The sequence below is a fragment of the Xanthomonas cannabis genome, assembly GCF_040616535.1.
GTDB lineage: Bacteria > Pseudomonadota > Gammaproteobacteria > Xanthomonadales > Xanthomonadaceae > Xanthomonas > Xanthomonas cannabis.
Map to the genome: position 1 here is coordinate 1,989,675 of NZ_CP136580.1, position 14,411 is coordinate 2,004,085.

Here is a 14,411-nt window from a genome sequence, read left to right on the forward strand (position 1 = left end):
CGCTGCAGAGCCCGGTGGATGTGCAGGAAGGCATAGGTGGCGCGTTGACCGATGCCTCTCAACTGCAGAGAAAGATTCGGAATGAAGTGTGATGAAAATACCCGTCATTCGGAAAAATGGGCGCCACACCCTTCTCCCCTCGGGAGAAGGTGCCCCGCAGGGGCGGATGAGGGTACGGGCGAAGCTCTCGCAATGTTTAATCGCATGAGGCTTCGCCCGTACCCTCACCCCAACCCCTCTCCCGGCGGGAGAGGGGCTTTAACTTCCGAAGTTTTTTAAGTTTCCAGCGGTTTCAAACTTCCAACGAAGCCAGATCACCCTTGCTCTCAAGCCACTGCTTGCGGTCGCCGGCGCGCTTTTTCGCCAGCAACATGTCCATCAACGAACGGGTCTGTTCGCCATCGTCGATGGTGAGCTGCACCAGCCGGCGGGTATCCGGATGGATGGTGGACTCGCGCAGCTGCTGCGGGTTCATCTCGCCCAGGCCCTTGAAGCGGGTGACGCTGATCTGGCCCTTCATCTTCTCGCGCGCAATCTTGTCCAGCAGCGTGGTCTTTTCTTCTTCGTCCAGCGCATAGAACACCTGCTTGCCCACGTCCACGCGGAACAACGGCGGCATCGCCACGAACACGTGGCCAGCGGCCACCAGTGCAGGGAAGTGCTGCAGGAACAGCGCCGTCAGCAGCGTGGCGATATGCAGGCCGTCGGAGTCGGCGTCGGCCAGGATCACCACCTTGCCGTAGCGCAGCCCGGTGATGTCGTCCTTGCCCGGGTCGCAGCCGATCGCGATCGCCAGGTTATGCACTTCCTCGGAGGCCAGCACGCTGCCGGACGCCACCTCCCAGGTGTTGAGGATCTTGCCGCGCAGCGGCAGGATCGCCTGGAAATCCTTGTCGCGCGCCTGCTTGGCCGAGCCGCCGGCCGAATCGCCTTCGACCAGGAACAGCTCGGTACGCGACAGGTCCTGGCTGATGCAATCGGCCAGCTTGCCGGGCAGGGCCGGGCCCTGGGTCACCTTCTTGCGGACGATCTGCTTTTCGGTCTTCAGCCGTGCGCTGGCACGGTCGATGGCGATCTGCGCGATCTTCTCGCCGATCTCCACGTTCTGGTTGAGATACAGGCTGAAAGCGTCATGCGCGGCGCCCTCGATGAAGCCGGCGGCCTGACGCGACGACAGGCGTTCCTTGGTCTGCCCGGAGAACTGCGGGTCGGTCATCTTCAGGCTGAGCACGAAGGTGACCCGGTCCCACACATCTTCCGGCGCCAGCTTGACGCCGCGCGGCAGCAGGTTGCGGAAATCGCAGAACTCGCGCAACGCATCGGTCAGGCCCGAACGCAGACCGTTGACGTGGGTACCGTGCTGCGCGGTGGGGATCAGGTTGACGTAGCTTTCCTGCACCAGCTCGCCTTCCGGCACCCAGGCCGCGGCCCAGTCCACGATCTCGGTGTCCTTCTTCAGGCTGCCCACGAACAGCTCGGCCGGCAGCAGTTCGTGCTCGGCCATCTCGCCTTTCAGATAGTCGCGCAGGCCGTTTTCGAAGTACCAGCTGTCCTGCTCGCCGGTGGCTTCGTCATGCAGCTTGACGGTCAGGCCGGGGCACAGCACCGCCTTGGCGCGCAGCAGGTGGCGCAGTGCGCGCACATTGAATTTGGGCGTGTCGAAATACTTCGGGTCGGCCCAGAAGCGCAGCCGCGTACCGGTGTTCTTCTTGCCGACGGTGCCGACCACTTCGAGCTTGGAAGCGGCGTTGCCGTCGCGGAACTCCATGCGGTGCTCGCTGCCTTCGCGCTTGATGAACAGCTCGACTTTAGTCGAGAGCGCGTTGACCACGCTCACGCCCACGCCGTGCAGGCCGCCGGAGAAGGTGTAGTTGCGGTTGCTGAACTTGCCGCCGGCGTGCAGGCGGGTCAGGATCAGTTCCACGCCCGGAATCTTCTCTTCCGGGTGGATGTCCACCGGCATGCCGCGGCCGTCGTCGGACACCTCGCAGCTGCCGTCTTTGTACAGCGTGACTTCGACCTGCTTGGCGTGACCGGCCAACGCCTCGTCGACCGAGTTGTCGATCACTTCCTGCGCCAGGTGGTTCGGGCGCGCGGTGTCGGTGTACATGCCCGGGCGGCGTTTGACCGGGTCCAGGCCCGACAGCACTTCAATATCGGCGGCGTTATAACGGGTGTTCATGCATCTCGTTGGCACGTGAAACGACGCGCAAGTGTGGGGGCTGAGGCAACTTTTTGCACGTGGCAGGCGTTCAGTGCGGGGCGGGGTGCCGGTGGCTACCCTGGTGTTGGTTTCGGAACCAAACGTCCCCACCTGAGGATGTCACCGAACCGGAGGACACCATGAAGTTCAAGCATATTCTGATGCTCACCCTGGGTGCGGCCGCCGTAGCGGCACTTCCCGCCATGGCGCAGGCGGCCCCGCAGCAGGCCGGGCAGGGCGCCAGCGCGCAGAAGAGCGACGACGCCAAGGCCAAGACCGAAGCCGAGCGCAAGGCCGAGCGCCGCGCCGCCGCTGCCGCGCAGAAGCCCAAGGCCGACAGCGCTCCGCGCGAGGAAGAGGAAGAAGAAAAGCCCTCGCGCTGAGTCTTCTGCCAGGTCACCGCGTGACACAGACGCCCCGGCTTCGGCCGGGGCGTCTGCATTTGCAGATGCGTAGCCGAATTTTCCGTGCTGGATGGCCTCGCCGTCACGCAACCCTTGGGCATTCGCCCGTCACCCGTTAAACTATGGCTTTCCGGGAGGCCTTGAGCCCCATGACTCCCCTGATTTTCGTAACAGGCGGTGTAGTGTCCTCGCTAGGCAAGGGCATCGCCGCAGCTTCGCTTGCGTCCATTCTTGAAGCGCGTGGCCTGAAGGTCACGATGATGAAGCTGGACCCGTACATCAATGTGGACCCGGGCACGATGAGCCCGTTCCAGCACGGTGAGGTGTACGTCACCGACGACGGTGCCGAAACCGACCTGGACCTTGGCCACTACGAGCGCTACGTGCGCACGCGGCTGTCGCGCAAGAACTCGGTGACCACCGGGCGGATCTACGAGAACGTGATCCGCAAGGAACGTCGCGGTGATTATCTGGGCGCCACCGTGCAGGTGATCCCGCATATCACAGACGAAATCCGCCGTTGCATCGACGAGGCCACGGCCGGCTTCGATGTGGCGCTGATCGAGATCGGCGGCACCGTGGGCGATATCGAATCGCTGCCGTTCCTGGAAGCGATCCGTCAGGTACGCACCGAGCGCGGCGCCGAAAAGGCCATGTTCATGCACCTCACCCTGGTGCCGTACATCGCGGCTGCCGGTGAGTTGAAGACCAAGCCGACCCAGCATTCGGTCAAGGAACTGCGCTCGATCGGCATCCAGCCGGACGTGCTGCTGTGCCGCTCCGAGCAGGCGGTGCCGGATTCGGAGCGTCGCAAGATCGCGCTGTTCACCAATGTCTCCGAGCGCGCGGTGATCAGCTGCCCGGATATCGACGTGCTGTACGGCATGCCGCTGGAGTTGCTGCGCCAGGGACTGGACGAATTGGTCATCGACCAGTTCAAGCTGCGCGACAAGGTCGCTGCCGCCGATCTGTCCGAGTGGGCGGCGGTCGTGGATGCGGTTAAGCATCCGCTGGACGAGGTCAACATCGCCGTGGTCGGCAAGTATGTCGATCACCAGGACGCCTACAAGTCGGTGGCCGAAGCGTTGCGTCACGGCGGCCTGCGTCAGCGCACCAAGGTCAACCTGAAGTGGCTGGAGGCGCAGGATCTGGAGGGCAGCGACATGTCTGCCTTGCAGGATATCGACGGCATTCTGGTACCGGGCGGTTTCGGCGACCGCGGTTTCGAAGGCAAAGTGCAGACCTCCAAGTTCGCGCGCGAGCACAAGGTGCCGTACTTCGGCATCTGCTACGGCATGCAGGCGGCGGTGGTGGACTATGCGCGCCACGTGGCCGACCTGGACGCGGCCAACAGCACCGAGAACGATCGCCAGTCGCCGCATCCGGTGATCGGCCTGATCACCGAATGGCGCACCGCCACCGGCGAAGTCGAAAAGCGCGACGAAAAATCCGACCTAGGCGGCACCATGCGCCTGGGCTTGCAGGAGCAGCGGCTCAAGCCGGGCACGCTGGCACGCGAGGTCTATGGCAAGGACGTGGTGGCCGAGCGTCATCGTCACCGCTATGAGTTCAACAACCGCTACCGCACCCAGCTGGAAGACGCCGGTCTGGTGATTTCCGGCAAGTCGATGGACGACACGCTGGTGGAAGTGGTGGAACTGCCGCGCGATGCGCACCCGTGGTTCCTGGCCTGCCAGGCGCACCCGGAATTCCTGTCCACGCCGCGCGACGGACACCCGTTGTTCATCGGCTTCGTGCGCGCCGCGCGCGAAAAAAAAGCTGGCGGCAAGTTGCTCAAGGAAGCGCGTGCGTGAGTTGTGCCTTCTCCCCTTGGGAGAAGGTGCCCTGAAGGGGCGGATGAGGGTGCGCCGCAAAGCACTGGAAGGTGGCAGCCATGACGAGCGCGTCGCTGCGCGCCAGTCAGGCAAACCATCATGCTTCAGCAGTGCTTCGCAACCGCACCCTCACCCCAACCCCTCTCCCGACGGGAGAGGGGCTCAGATCATGGCGACTCCCTTCTCCCGTCGGGAGAAGGTGGCGCGAAGCGCCGGATGAGGGTACGGGCGAAGTCTCATGCACCCAATCACTCAATTACCACGCGCAAGCCTTACCCTCACCCCAACCCCTTTCCCGATGGAGAGGGGCTTTAATCAATAGGTGACCTGATGAAACTGTGTGACTTCGAAGTTGGTCTGGATCAGCCGTTGTTCCTGATCGCCGGCCCCTGCGTAATCGAGTCGATGCAGCTGCAGCTCGACGTGGCCGGCAAGCTCAAGGAAATCACCGGCAAGCTCGGGGTCAACTTCATCTTCAAGTCGAGCTTCGACAAGGCCAACCGCACCTCCGGCACCAGCTTCCGCGGCCCGGGCCTGGAGGAAGGCCTGAAGGTGCTGGACGCAGTGAAAAAGCAGATCGGCGTGCCGGTGCTCACCGACGTACACGAATACACCCCGATGAACGAGGTCGCCGCCGTCGTCGACGTGCTGCAGACTCCGGCATTTTTGGTACGCCAGACCGACTTCATCAAGAACGTCTGCGCCGCCGGCAAGCCGGTCAATATCAAGAAGGGCCAGTTCCTGGCGCCGTGGGACATGAAGCCGGTGGTGGACAAGGCCAAGTCGACCGGCAACGAGCAGATCATGGTCTGCGAGCGTGGCGCCTCGTTCGGCTACAACAACCTGGTCAGCGACATGCGCTCGCTGAGCGTCATGCGCGATACCGGGTGCCCGGTGGTGTTCGATGCCACCCATTCGGTGCAGTTGCCGGGCGGGCAGGGCAGCAGCTCCGGCGGCCAGCGCGAGTTCGTGCCGGTGCTGGCACGCGCCGCGGTGGCGGTCGGCATTTCCGGCCTGTTCGCCGAAACCCATCCGGATCCGTCCAAGGCGCTGTCCGACGGCCCCAATGCGTGGCCGCTGGACCGCATGGAAGAGCTGCTGGAAACGCTGATGGAACTGGACGCCGTCACCAAGAAGCACGGGTTCGCGCGCTTCGCATGAGTTCCGATCCGTGGGCGTTGGCGGCATCGCGTCGCCAACGCCGGCACTGGCGGCACTGGCCCTGGGGCTGGATGGCGTTGGGTTTGTCGCTTGCTGCATGGGCCTGTCTGGCCGTCATGGCCTTCCTGGTAACCGCCAGCATCGGCATGCCGGGCGACGGCAACCATGCGATGCAGGCCACGCGCGTTCCGATGTTTGTCACGCTGTTGGTGGGCGCGCTGGTGGCGATCGGCGGGTGTGTCGCCAGCCCGGTCGCGTTCTCGCTGCGTCGCCATCCGGGCGCTGCAGCAATGGGCTTGGCGTTGCTGCTGCTCTTGCTACTGCTGTCTTGTTTGTCGCTGCTGGGACTGAAGGCCTAGCTGCACAGTCTTGCCGGTCAGGCACTCATCGGGCCAATGCGATTTGGCAATGGACCGGTGTGCAGCGATAATCCGGCAGCTTGTTTCCGGTGTACTTCCCCCTTACTGGTAACCGATCGACCTATGACCACTATCGCCAAGATCCTCGCCCGCGAAATCCTCGATTCCCGCGGCAATCCCACGCTGGAGGCCGAAGTCACGCTGGACGACGGCTCGTTCGGCCGCGCGGCCGTGCCCTCGGGCGCCTCGACCGGCACCAAGGAAGCGGTGGAGCTGCGCGATGGCGACAAGACCCGCTACCTGGGCAAGGGCGTGCGCCACGCGGTGGACAACGTCAACGGCACCATCGCCGAGACGCTGAAGAACTTCGATGCGGCCGACCAGCAGGGTCTGGACCGTCGCCTGATCGATCTGGATGGCACCGAGAACAAGGGCCGCCTGGGTGCCAACGCACTGCTGGGTGTCTCGCTGGCCGCCGCGCATGCCGTGGCCGCCTCGCGCAAGCAGCCGCTGTGGCAGTACCTGTCCATCATCACCGAGGCCGATGTCAGGCTGCCGGTGCCGATGATGAACATCATCAACGGTGGCGCGCATGCCGACAACAACGTCGACTTCCAGGAGTTCATGGTGCTGCCGGTGGGCTGCAGCTCGTTCTCCGAAGCGCTGCGCGCCGGTACCGAAATCTTCCATTCGCTCAAGTCGGTGCTCAAGGGCCACGGCCTGAGCACGGCGGTGGGCGATGAAGGCGGCTTTGCGCCGGACTTCCGCAGCAACGTCGAAGCGCTGGACACCATCCTCGAGGCGATCGGCAAGGCCGGTTACACCGCCGGCGAAGACGTGCTGCTGGGCCTGGACGTGGCCTCCAGCGAGTTCTACGACAACGGCAAGTACAACCTGGTCGGCGAGAACAAGCGCCTGACCAGCGAGCAGTTCGTCGACTTCCTGGCCGACTGGGTCGCGCAGTACCCGATCATCAGCATCGAAGACGGCCTGGCCGAAGACGACTGGGCCGGCTGGAAGCTGCTGACCGACCGCGTCGGCAAGAAGGTGCAGCTGGTGGGCGACGATCTGTTCGTCACCAACCCGAAGATCTTCAAGCAGGGCATCGACTCGGGTACCGCCAATGCGATTTTGATCAAGGTCAACCAGATCGGCACGCTGACCGAAACGCTGGAAGCCATCGCCATGGCGCATGCGGCCAATTACGCCTCGATCGTATCGCACCGCTCGGGCGAAACCGAAGACACCACCATCGCCGACATCGCCGTGGCCACCACCGCCACGCAGATCAAGACCGGCTCGCTGTGCCGCAGCGACCGCGTCGCCAAGTACAACCAGCTGCTGCGCATCGAGCAGGCACTGGGGTCCGGCGCGCGTTACGCCGGCCGCGACGCGTTCGTCTCGATCAAGCGATAAGCCGTGCGCAACTGGCGCTGGCTACTGCTGGTGCTGGCGGTGCTGCTGGCTTGGCTGCAGTACCGCTTCTGGTTCGGGCCTGGGAATTCCGGCGAAGTCATGATGCTGGAAGCCCAGGTCGCGCATCAGACACAGGACAACGAAGGTCTGCGCCAACGCAACCAGGCGTTGGCAGCAGAGGTGAAGGATTTGAAGGACGGCGAAGCGGCAATCGAGGAACGCGCACGCAGCGAGCTGGGCATGATCAAGCCGGGCGAGACGTTTTATCGCGTGGTCGAAGATGCGCCGTTGCCGTCACCCGCAGCCACTGATGCAACGGTCCCCGCACAGCAAGCGCCCGACGCCTCCGATCCGGTGGATCACCCATGACCGGCTCCATTTGGGCCATCGTGCCGGCCGCGGGGCGCGGCACGCGGTTTGGCGGGCCGGTGCCCAAACAATATCTGCCTGCCGGCGGTCAGCCGTTGATGGCGTATACGCTGGCCGCGCTGGCCGCGCATCCGGCCGTGGCCGGCATCCTGGTGGCGATCGCCCCCGGCGATGCCGACTGGCCCGGCTGGACCGCGGTGGAATCCACACCGGTGCTGACCTGCGTCGGCGGCGCCACGCGTGCGGCCTCCGTACTGGCCGGATTGCTGGCCTTGCCCGAGAGCGTGCGCGCAGACGACTTCGTGCTGGTGCACGACGCCGCACGGCCAAACCTGGCGCTGGCCGATCTGGAACGGCTGCTGGAAATCGGCCGCGGCGACCCGGTCGGCGCGATCCTGGCCGCACCGGTACGCGACACGCTCAAGCGTGCCGGCGACGATGGTGGCATCGACGGCACCGAGCCGCGCGAACGCCTGTGGCGTGCGCTCACGCCGCAGCTGTTTCGGCGTCACCAACTCATCCGCGGCCTCACCGAAGCGTCGGCGGCCGGGGTGGAGGTGACCGACGAGGCAATGGCGATGGAGCGCCTGGGGCTGCGCCCCCTGTTGGTGGAAGGCGCCGAAGACAACTTCAAGGTCACCACGCCGACGGATCTGGCGCGCTTCGAATTCGAATTGGCGAGGCGGGGCCCGGAGCCCTGGAGCCGGGACCCGGACAGCCTCGGTCCACAGTCTACTGTCTTGGCATCTGCCGTCCTGGGTCCCGGTTCCCGGGTTCCCGGTCCCGAAGAGGTTTGATCCATGTCCTTCAATTTCCGAATCGGCCAGGGCTACGACGTACATGCGTTCGGCGATGGCGATCACGTGATGCTTGGCGGTGTGCGCGTGGCGCACAGCCAGGGCGTTCTGGCGCACAGCGATGGCGATGTGGTGCTGCATGCGCTGTGCGATGCCATGTTGGGCGCGCTGGCCCTGGGCGATATCGGCGTGCATTTCCCGCCCTCCGACGCGCGTTGGAAGGACGCTGACAGCGCGCAGTTCCTGCAGCATTGCGATCAGTTGCTGCGCGAGCGCGGCTGGCGCGTGGGCAACGCGGACATCACGGTGATCTGCGAACGGCCCAAGGTCGGCCCGCATGCACTGGCGATGCGCGAACGCATCGCCGGGCTGCTGGCGATCGAGCTGGATGCGGTCAGCGTCAAGGCCACCACCAGCGAAAAGCTCGGCTTCACCGGTCGCAGCGAAGGCATCGCGGCGCAGGCGGCGGTGCTGCTGGGCAAGATCGCCGTCTAGACGCGCTCCTGCATGCCGCGCATCGGCATGCGTCCTCACATTCCGCGCCGAGAGCTCGGCACACCGCGCGCGATGGGTCGGCGCAAAGGCGAACACCACCATGAGCGAAACCTCCCAGCTTCCACGCGCACACGGGCCTGCAGTGCTGAGCGCGGCAATGCGCAGCACCCCGGAAGACTTCCAGGTCGACGAGTTACCGTCGTTCGAGCCATCCGGCGAAGGCGAACACTTGCTGCTCACCATTCGCAAGCGCGGCCAGAACACCGCCTACGTCGCCAAGCAACTGGCGCACTGGGCAGGCATCGCCGAGATGGGCGTCAGCTACGCCGGCCTGAAGGATCGCCATGCGGTGACCACCCAGCGCTTCAGCGTGCATCTGCCAAAACGCATCGCGCCGGATTTAGCAACGCTCGACGATGCGCAGATGCAGGTGGTCGAAAGCACATGGCATCACCGCAAGCTGCAGCGCGGCGCGCTGCTCGGGAACCGCTTCGTGCTGACATTGCGACAGGTGCAAGGTGAGCGCGAGGCCATCGAACGACGTCTGCAGGCGATTGCGGCGCGTGGCATTCCCAACTGGTTCGGCGAACAGCGCTTCGGCCGCGACGGCGGCAATGTCGCCTCCGCGCTGGCGATGTTCGGCTACACGCAGGATGCCGACGGCACGTTGGCCCCGGCTCCGAAGCGACGCCTGCGCAACGATCAACGCTCGATCCTGCTGTCGGCCGCGCGTTCGTCGCTGTTCAATCGCGTGCTGGGCGCACGTGTGGAGCAGGGCAACTGGGATATCGGCCTGGACGGCGAGGCGTGGATGCTCGACGGCTCGCGCAGCGTGTTTGGTCCGGAGCCGTGGAGCGAGGTGCTGGCCGAACGGCTGGCGCGGTTCGATATCCATCCCAGCGGCCCGTTGTGGGGCGCGGGCGAACTGCGCTCGACCGGGCAGGCTGCAGCGGTGGAGCAGGGCGCCCTGTCGGATCCGCAGTCGGAAGTCTTGCGTCAGGGCCTTGAAGCGGCAGGATTGAAGCAGGAGCGCCGCGCATTGCGGTTGCGTCCGCAAGGCCTGGATTACCGCTGGCCGGAAGCGCAGACCCTGCAGGTGGAATTCGCACTGCCGCCGGGCTGCTACGCCACCGCGGTGCTTTGGGAATTGGGAGAAGTCGGCGACGCCGGCCGTGCCGCGCCGCAGCTGCGTACCGACGCCTGACCGTCGTTTTCGTAGGAGCGGCCCCGGCCGCGACAGGCATTCCTCCGGCGCTCCGCGCGCCAGGACCGCTCGTGCACGGCCTCGCCAAGTTGCGACTACTTCCGCGCCAGCAACACCAGCAAGGCCCCGGTGCCACCCTGGGTGGGCGGCGCCGAATGGAACGCCAGCACATCGTTGCGCTGGCGCAGCAGGCGGTCCATCAGGTTCTTCAGCACCGGCGTGCCGTTGTCCGACTGCAGGCCCTTGCCGTGGATGATGCGCACGCAGCCATGTTCGTGTGCATGCGCCTCGAGCAGGAACTGGCGTAGCAACGCCTCGGCCTGCGCTGCGGTGGCGCCATGCAGATCCAGTTCGTCCTGCACCGAAAACTGGCCGCGCTTGAGTCGCTGGAACAGGCGGGCCGGAAGCGTGTCGCGGCGGTAGCTGGCAGTGTCGCCCGCCTCCAGTGGCCCGCTGTCGCGCAGCAGGCGGGCAAATTCCGAGTGCGCGTCGGCCTCGTCGCGCTCGGCCATGCGCGCGCGCGGTTTCGGTCGCGGCTTGGCGTTGGCCGGTGGCGCGACCTCGCGGATCGGCTTGACCGTGCCGATCGCCGCGCGAAACAGCGCGGCGTCGTCTTCGTCTTCAGGGTGCGACATGGCAACAGCGTAACCGTTCCAACCTCAGACGTCCGCGAAGATCAAGCGCGAAGCCCAGGGACGCATCCGGTATCATGGCCCGGTTTTCCGAGGAGTCCCATGCGCGTACTGGTTAGCAACGACGACGGTGTCGACGCCCCCGGCATCCAGGTATTGGCCGAGGCGCTACGCCATGCCGGTCATGAAGTGATGGTGGTCGCGCCCGACCGCGACCGCTCCGGCGCCAGCAATTCGCTGACCCTGGATGTACCCATCCGCACCCGCCGCATCGATGCGCAGACCTGCGCGGTGGCCGGTACCCCGACCGATTGCGTGCATCTGGCCCTGACCGGGATGCTGGATTACGACCCGGACATCGTGGTGTCGGGCATCAACAACTCGGCCAATCTGGGCGACGACGTGATCTATTCGGGCACCGTCTCCGCCGCGATGGAAGGCCGGTTCCTCGGCCTGCCTGCGGTTGCGGTGTCCTTGGTCACCCACAACCACCAGGCGCACAACTATGCGACCGCCGCGCGCGCTGCGGTGGAAATCGTCGCTCGCCTGAAGGCCGACCCGTTGCCCGCCGACACCATCCTCAACGTCAACGTGCCGGATCTGCCCTGGTCGGATGTGCTTGGTTTCGAGGTCACCCGGTTGGGCAACCGTCACCGGTCCGAGCCCTGCGTGGAGCAGCGCGATCCGCGCGGCCGCACCGTGTACTGGATCGGCCCGGCCGGTCCCGAGCAGGATGCCGGCGCCGGCACCGATTTCCATGCGGTGCGTACCGGGCATATCTCGATCACGCCGATCCACGTCGATCTCACCCGCTACCAGGCGCTGGACACCGTGGCTGGCTGGGTGGGCGGATTGACCGCTGCGCTGGATGGACCGGCATGACGCCGAGGCTGCGCCTGCAACCGGAATCGGTAGGCATTGGCATGACCTCGCAGCGCGTGCGCGACCGCCTGGTCGAGCGCCTGCGCGAGGCCGGCATCCAGGACGAGGCCACGCTCAACGCCATGCGCACCGTGCCGCGGCATCTGTTCATCGATGAAGCGCTGGCCTCACGTGCCTATGAAGACACCGCGCTGCCGATCGGCCATGGCCAGACCATCTCCCAGCCCTGGGTGGTGGCGCGCATGACCGAGGCGGTGCTGCAGGTGGCGCCGACCAAGGTGCTCGAAGTGGGCACCGGCTCCGGCTACCAGGGCGCGATCCTCGCGGCGCTGGGCCTGGAGGTCTACACGGTCGAGCGTATCGGCGACCTGCTGCGGCAGGCGCGCAAGCGCTTCCGCCATCTGGGCATGAACGTGCGCAGCAAACATGACGATGGCCGCATCGGCTGGCCCGAGCATGGCCCGTATGACGCCATCGTGGTCACTGCCGCTGCGCCGGCATTGGTCGATGCCTTGGTCGATCAGCTGGCGGTCGGCGGACGTCTGGTCGCACCGGTGGGCGGTGCGTCCTCGCAGTCGCTGGTGCAACTCACCCGTGATGCCGACGGCGCCATCGCACAACAGGTTCTGGCCCCGGTCACGTTCGTCCCGCTGTTGTCGGGCATGCTGGATTGACCCCATGAGAGTTCCTCGATGAAGATTTTCGGGCCGTTGTACGACGTGGCCATCCGTTGGTCGCGCCACCGCCGCGCTCCGGCGCTGCTGACCGGCCTCAGTTTCGTGGAGGGCTTCATCTTTCCGGTGCCGCCGGAGGTGATGCTGGCGCCGATGTCGCTGGCCGAGCCCAAGCGCGCGCTGTGGTTCGCCACGCTGAGCCTGATCGGCTCGCTCAGTGGCGCGCTGGTGGGCTATCTGCTCGGCCACTTCGCCTTCGCCGCGCTGCAGCCGCTGATTGAATGGCTGGGCTGGAGCGCAAAGATCCAGGCGCAGATCGAAACCCTGCGCGCGCTGGTGGCCGAGTCGCCGTGGAAGGCATTCTGGGCCCTGGTGCTGGTCGGCTTCACGCCGATCCCGCTGAAGATCTTTACCTGGGCTTCGGGCGTGGTCGGCGTGCCGATCCTGCCGTTCATCGCCAGCATGCTGGTCGGTCGCGGCAAGCGCGTGTATCTGGTGGCCGGCGCGATCCGGCTGGGCGGCGCGCGCGCCGAAGCCGCGCTGCATCGCTGGATCGAGCCGCTGGGCTGGGTGGCGATGGCCGTGCTGGCGGTGGGAGCAGGGTGGCTGGTGTGGAAGACAACCAACGGATGAGCAAGTTGCAGATGAATTCGGTACGCAAGACAGCAGTCCTGCTCCTGGTGGCGGCCGGGCTGGCCGCCTGCAGCAGCGCCACGGTGGTGCGATCGCCGGGAGCCGGTGGTGGTTCTTCGTCCGCACGTCCATCTGCGGCGCCGCGTCCGTCGGTGCCGCGCCCCGGTGCAACGGTGACCGTCCAGCGTGGCGACACCCTGTATGCCATCTCGCGCCGCACCAACATCACCGCGCCGGATCTGGCCGCGTGGAACGGCCTGTCCTCGCCCAATACGATCTATCCCGGCCAGACCCTCAAGCTGTATCCGCCAGGTGCCAGCAAGCCCGGCAGCAGCAGCGCCCCGGTTGCCGGCACCGTGGTCCCGCCACGGCCGGCGGCCCCGGTCGCCGCACCGGTCAGCAGCGGGTTTCCGTGGCGCTGGCCGGCCGACGGCGTGGTGGTCGGCACCTTTGTCACCGGCGAAACCACCAAGCAGGGCGTGGACATCGCCGGTGCCAGCGGCCAGGCCGTGCGTGCTGCTGCCGATGGCGTGGTGGTGTATTCCGGCGCCGGCCTGGTCGGTTACGGCGAGTTGATCATCATCAAGCACAACGACCAGTGGCTGTCGGCCTACGGCCACAACCGCAAGCGCCTGCTCAACGAGGGCCAGAGCGTCAAGGCCGGCCAGCAGATCGCCGAAATGGGCCGCAGCGGCGCCGCCCGCGACATGCTGCACTTCGAGATCCGCTACAACGGCAAGCCGGTGGATCCGTTGCTGTATCTGCCAAAGAAGTGATTGGGGAGTTGGGATTCGGGATTCGCAACTGCCGTGGGCTGTTCATGCCCGGGCATCGGGTGCGTTTTTTGCCTTGGCACCTGGCGACCAGGTGACGCATTGGTCCGGGGTAGGCGATTAAACGCGCCGCTCGCTACAGCCCGCTCTTACGAATCCCCAATCCCGACTCCCAAATCCCGCCTCAACCGATTAGCCCGGCAACACCATCGCCAACGCGACCCGGCGGCCTTCGCTGGCCAGCACGTTATAGGTGCGCGCGGCGGCGGCGTTGGTCATCGCTTCCAGCCCGATGCCGCGGGTCAGGCAGGCGGCCAGCACCTGCGCGTCGGGGAAACGTTGCTGATCGCCGGTGCCCAGCAGGATCACGGCGGGGTTCATTGCCAGCACCGCCTCCATGTGGCTGACCTGTAGCTGCGCCAGGTCCTGTACCGGCCAGCGCTCCACCAGCGCATCGGGCATCAGGATGAAGCTCTGCTGCAGGATCTGGTCGTTGACCTTGGCATGGCGGCCATCGGCCGCGCGCAGCGCATAGGCGTAATCGGGATGTTCCTGGCTCAGGGGCATAACGAAC

The 14,411-nt window shown here is 65.9% G+C and carries 16 protein-coding genes; 13 read left to right on the forward strand and 3 right to left on the reverse strand.

Going from position 1 to position 14,411, the window contains the following annotated elements; all coding sequences use genetic code 11:
* Nucleotides 1-292 precede the first annotated feature (292 nt).
* Entirely contained in the window at nt 293-2,182 is a 1,890-nt protein-coding gene (gene parE / locus RZV17_RS08590; RefSeq protein WP_047694065.1) for a DNA topoisomerase IV subunit B, read from the reverse strand.
* Between the two features lie 161 nt (nt 2,183-2,343).
* Between parE and RZV17_RS08595 the strand changes: the two genes are divergently transcribed.
* The 9 genes from RZV17_RS08595 to truD all read left to right on the forward strand — a co-directional run bounded on the left by RZV17_RS08595 (nt 2,344) and on the right by truD (nt 10,243).
* Entirely contained in the window at nt 2,344-2,586 is a 243-nt protein-coding gene (locus RZV17_RS08595; RefSeq protein WP_047694067.1) for a hypothetical protein, read from the forward strand.
* 170 nt (nt 2,587-2,756) lie between these two features.
* A complete protein-coding gene (locus RZV17_RS08600; RefSeq protein WP_047694069.1) occupies nt 2,757-4,421 on the forward strand; it encodes a CTP synthase in 1,665 nt (554 codons plus the stop codon).
* A 351-nt stretch (nt 4,422-4,772) separates the two neighbouring features.
* A complete protein-coding gene (gene kdsA / locus RZV17_RS08605) occupies nt 4,773-5,603 on the forward strand; it encodes a 3-deoxy-8-phosphooctulonate synthase (RefSeq protein ID WP_008571228.1) in 831 nt (276 codons plus the stop codon).
* Entirely contained in the window at nt 5,600-5,962 is a 363-nt protein-coding gene (locus RZV17_RS08610; RefSeq protein WP_179455156.1) for a hypothetical protein, read from the forward strand. The genes kdsA and RZV17_RS08610 overlap by 4 nt, the downstream gene beginning before the upstream one ends.
* A 123-nt stretch (nt 5,963-6,085) precedes the next feature.
* Entirely contained in the window at nt 6,086-7,378 is a 1,293-nt protein-coding gene (eno, locus tag RZV17_RS08615; RefSeq protein ID WP_184370189.1) for a phosphopyruvate hydratase, read from the forward strand.
* Nucleotides 7,379-7,381: 3 nt separating this feature from the next.
* On the forward strand, nt 7,382-7,747 hold the full coding sequence (gene ftsB, locus RZV17_RS08620) for a cell division protein FtsB (RefSeq protein WP_355608640.1): 366 nt from the start codon (nt 7,382-7,384) through the stop codon (nt 7,745-7,747).
* The gene (gene ispD, locus RZV17_RS08625; RefSeq protein WP_184370193.1) at nt 7,744-8,544 is read left to right on the forward strand and encodes a 2-C-methyl-D-erythritol 4-phosphate cytidylyltransferase; all 801 of its coding nucleotides are present in this window, start codon (nt 7,744-7,746) and stop codon (nt 8,542-8,544) included. Before ftsB ends, ispD begins: the two co-directional genes overlap by 4 nt.
* Nucleotides 8,545-8,547: 3 nt before the next feature.
* On the forward strand, nt 8,548-9,039 hold the full coding sequence (gene ispF / locus RZV17_RS08630) for a 2-C-methyl-D-erythritol 2,4-cyclodiphosphate synthase (RefSeq protein ID WP_039412074.1): 492 nt from the start codon (nt 8,548-8,550) through the stop codon (nt 9,037-9,039).
* 100 nt (nt 9,040-9,139) lie between these two features.
* Nucleotides 9,140-10,243: a tRNA pseudouridine(13) synthase TruD gene (gene truD / locus RZV17_RS08635; RefSeq protein WP_355608644.1), complete on the forward strand. Its 1,104-nt coding sequence runs from the start codon at nt 9,140-9,142 to the stop codon at nt 10,241-10,243.
* 95 nt (nt 10,244-10,338) lie between these two features.
* Here the strand turns inward: truD and RZV17_RS08640 are convergent, their stop codons facing one another.
* The gene (locus RZV17_RS08640; protein WP_039412067.1) at nt 10,339-10,878 is read right to left on the reverse strand and encodes a Smr/MutS family protein; all 540 of its coding nucleotides are present in this window, start codon (nt 10,876-10,878) and stop codon (nt 10,339-10,341) included.
* 99 nt (nt 10,879-10,977) lie between these two features.
* On the opposite strand from RZV17_RS08640, the gene surE reads away from it, so the two are divergent.
* The 4 genes from surE to RZV17_RS08660 are packed head-to-tail and all read left to right on the forward strand — an operon-like array spanning nt 10,978 to nt 13,840.
* Nucleotides 10,978-11,757 (forward strand): 5'/3'-nucleotidase SurE, encoded by a 780-nt coding sequence (surE, locus tag RZV17_RS08645; RefSeq protein WP_104580124.1) that lies wholly within the window; start codon nt 10,978-10,980, stop codon nt 11,755-11,757.
* Entirely contained in the window at nt 11,754-12,431 is a 678-nt protein-coding gene (locus RZV17_RS08650) for a protein-L-isoaspartate(D-aspartate) O-methyltransferase (protein WP_047694086.1), read from the forward strand. Before surE ends, RZV17_RS08650 begins: the two co-directional genes overlap by 4 nt.
* An 18-nt stretch (nt 12,432-12,449) precedes the next feature.
* Nucleotides 12,450-13,064, forward strand: coding sequence for a YqaA family protein (locus RZV17_RS08655; RefSeq protein WP_047694088.1), 615 nt, complete (start codon nt 12,450-12,452; stop codon nt 13,062-13,064).
* Nucleotides 13,061-13,840, forward strand: a complete 780-nt coding sequence (locus RZV17_RS08660; RefSeq protein WP_355608649.1) for a peptidoglycan DD-metalloendopeptidase family protein — start codon at nt 13,061-13,063, stop codon at nt 13,838-13,840. Before RZV17_RS08655 ends, RZV17_RS08660 begins: the two co-directional genes overlap by 4 nt.
* Nucleotides 13,841-14,029: 189 nt before the next feature.
* On the opposite strand, the gene RZV17_RS08665 is transcribed toward RZV17_RS08660, so the two are convergent.
* Entirely contained in the window at nt 14,030-14,404 is a 375-nt protein-coding gene (locus tag RZV17_RS08665; protein ID WP_104580127.1) for an Mth938-like domain-containing protein, read from the reverse strand.
* Between the last annotated feature and the right edge of the window lie 7 nt (nt 14,405-14,411).

Bases quoted from the DNA above. Each gene is read 5' to 3' on its own strand.
- RZV17_RS08640 (WP_039412067.1), bottom strand. From the start codon at position 10,878: ATGTCGCACCCTGAAGACGAAGACGACGCCGCGCTGTTTCGCGCGGCG.
- surE (WP_104580124.1), top strand. From the start codon at position 10,978: ATGCGCGTACTGGTTAGCAACGACGACGGTGTCGACGCCCCCGGCATC.
- ispD (WP_184370193.1), top strand. From the start codon at position 7,744: ATGACCGGCTCCATTTGGGCCATCGTGCCGGCCGCGGGGCGCGGCACG.
- RZV17_RS08650 (WP_047694086.1), top strand. From the start codon at position 11,754: ATGACGCCGAGGCTGCGCCTGCAACCGGAATCGGTAGGCATTGGCATG.
- RZV17_RS08665 (WP_104580127.1), bottom strand. From the start codon at position 14,404: ATGCCCCTGAGCCAGGAACATCCCGATTACGCCTATGCGCTGCGCGCG.
- ispF (WP_039412074.1), top strand. From the start codon at position 8,548: ATGTCCTTCAATTTCCGAATCGGCCAGGGCTACGACGTACATGCGTTC.
- RZV17_RS08655 (WP_047694088.1), top strand. From the start codon at position 12,450: ATGAAGATTTTCGGGCCGTTGTACGACGTGGCCATCCGTTGGTCGCGC.
- kdsA (WP_008571228.1), top strand. From the start codon at position 4,773: ATGAAACTGTGTGACTTCGAAGTTGGTCTGGATCAGCCGTTGTTCCTG.
- RZV17_RS08600 (WP_047694069.1), top strand. From the start codon at position 2,757: ATGACTCCCCTGATTTTCGTAACAGGCGGTGTAGTGTCCTCGCTAGGC.
- parE (WP_047694065.1), bottom strand. From the start codon at position 2,182: ATGAACACCCGTTATAACGCCGCCGATATTGAAGTGCTGTCGGGCCTG.
- RZV17_RS08610 (WP_179455156.1), top strand. From the start codon at position 5,600: ATGAGTTCCGATCCGTGGGCGTTGGCGGCATCGCGTCGCCAACGCCGG.
- eno (WP_184370189.1), top strand. From the start codon at position 6,086: ATGACCACTATCGCCAAGATCCTCGCCCGCGAAATCCTCGATTCCCGC.
- RZV17_RS08595 (WP_047694067.1), top strand. From the start codon at position 2,344: ATGAAGTTCAAGCATATTCTGATGCTCACCCTGGGTGCGGCCGCCGTA.
- RZV17_RS08660 (WP_355608649.1), top strand. From the start codon at position 13,061: ATGAGCAAGTTGCAGATGAATTCGGTACGCAAGACAGCAGTCCTGCTC.
- truD (WP_355608644.1), top strand. From the start codon at position 9,140: ATGAGCGAAACCTCCCAGCTTCCACGCGCACACGGGCCTGCAGTGCTG.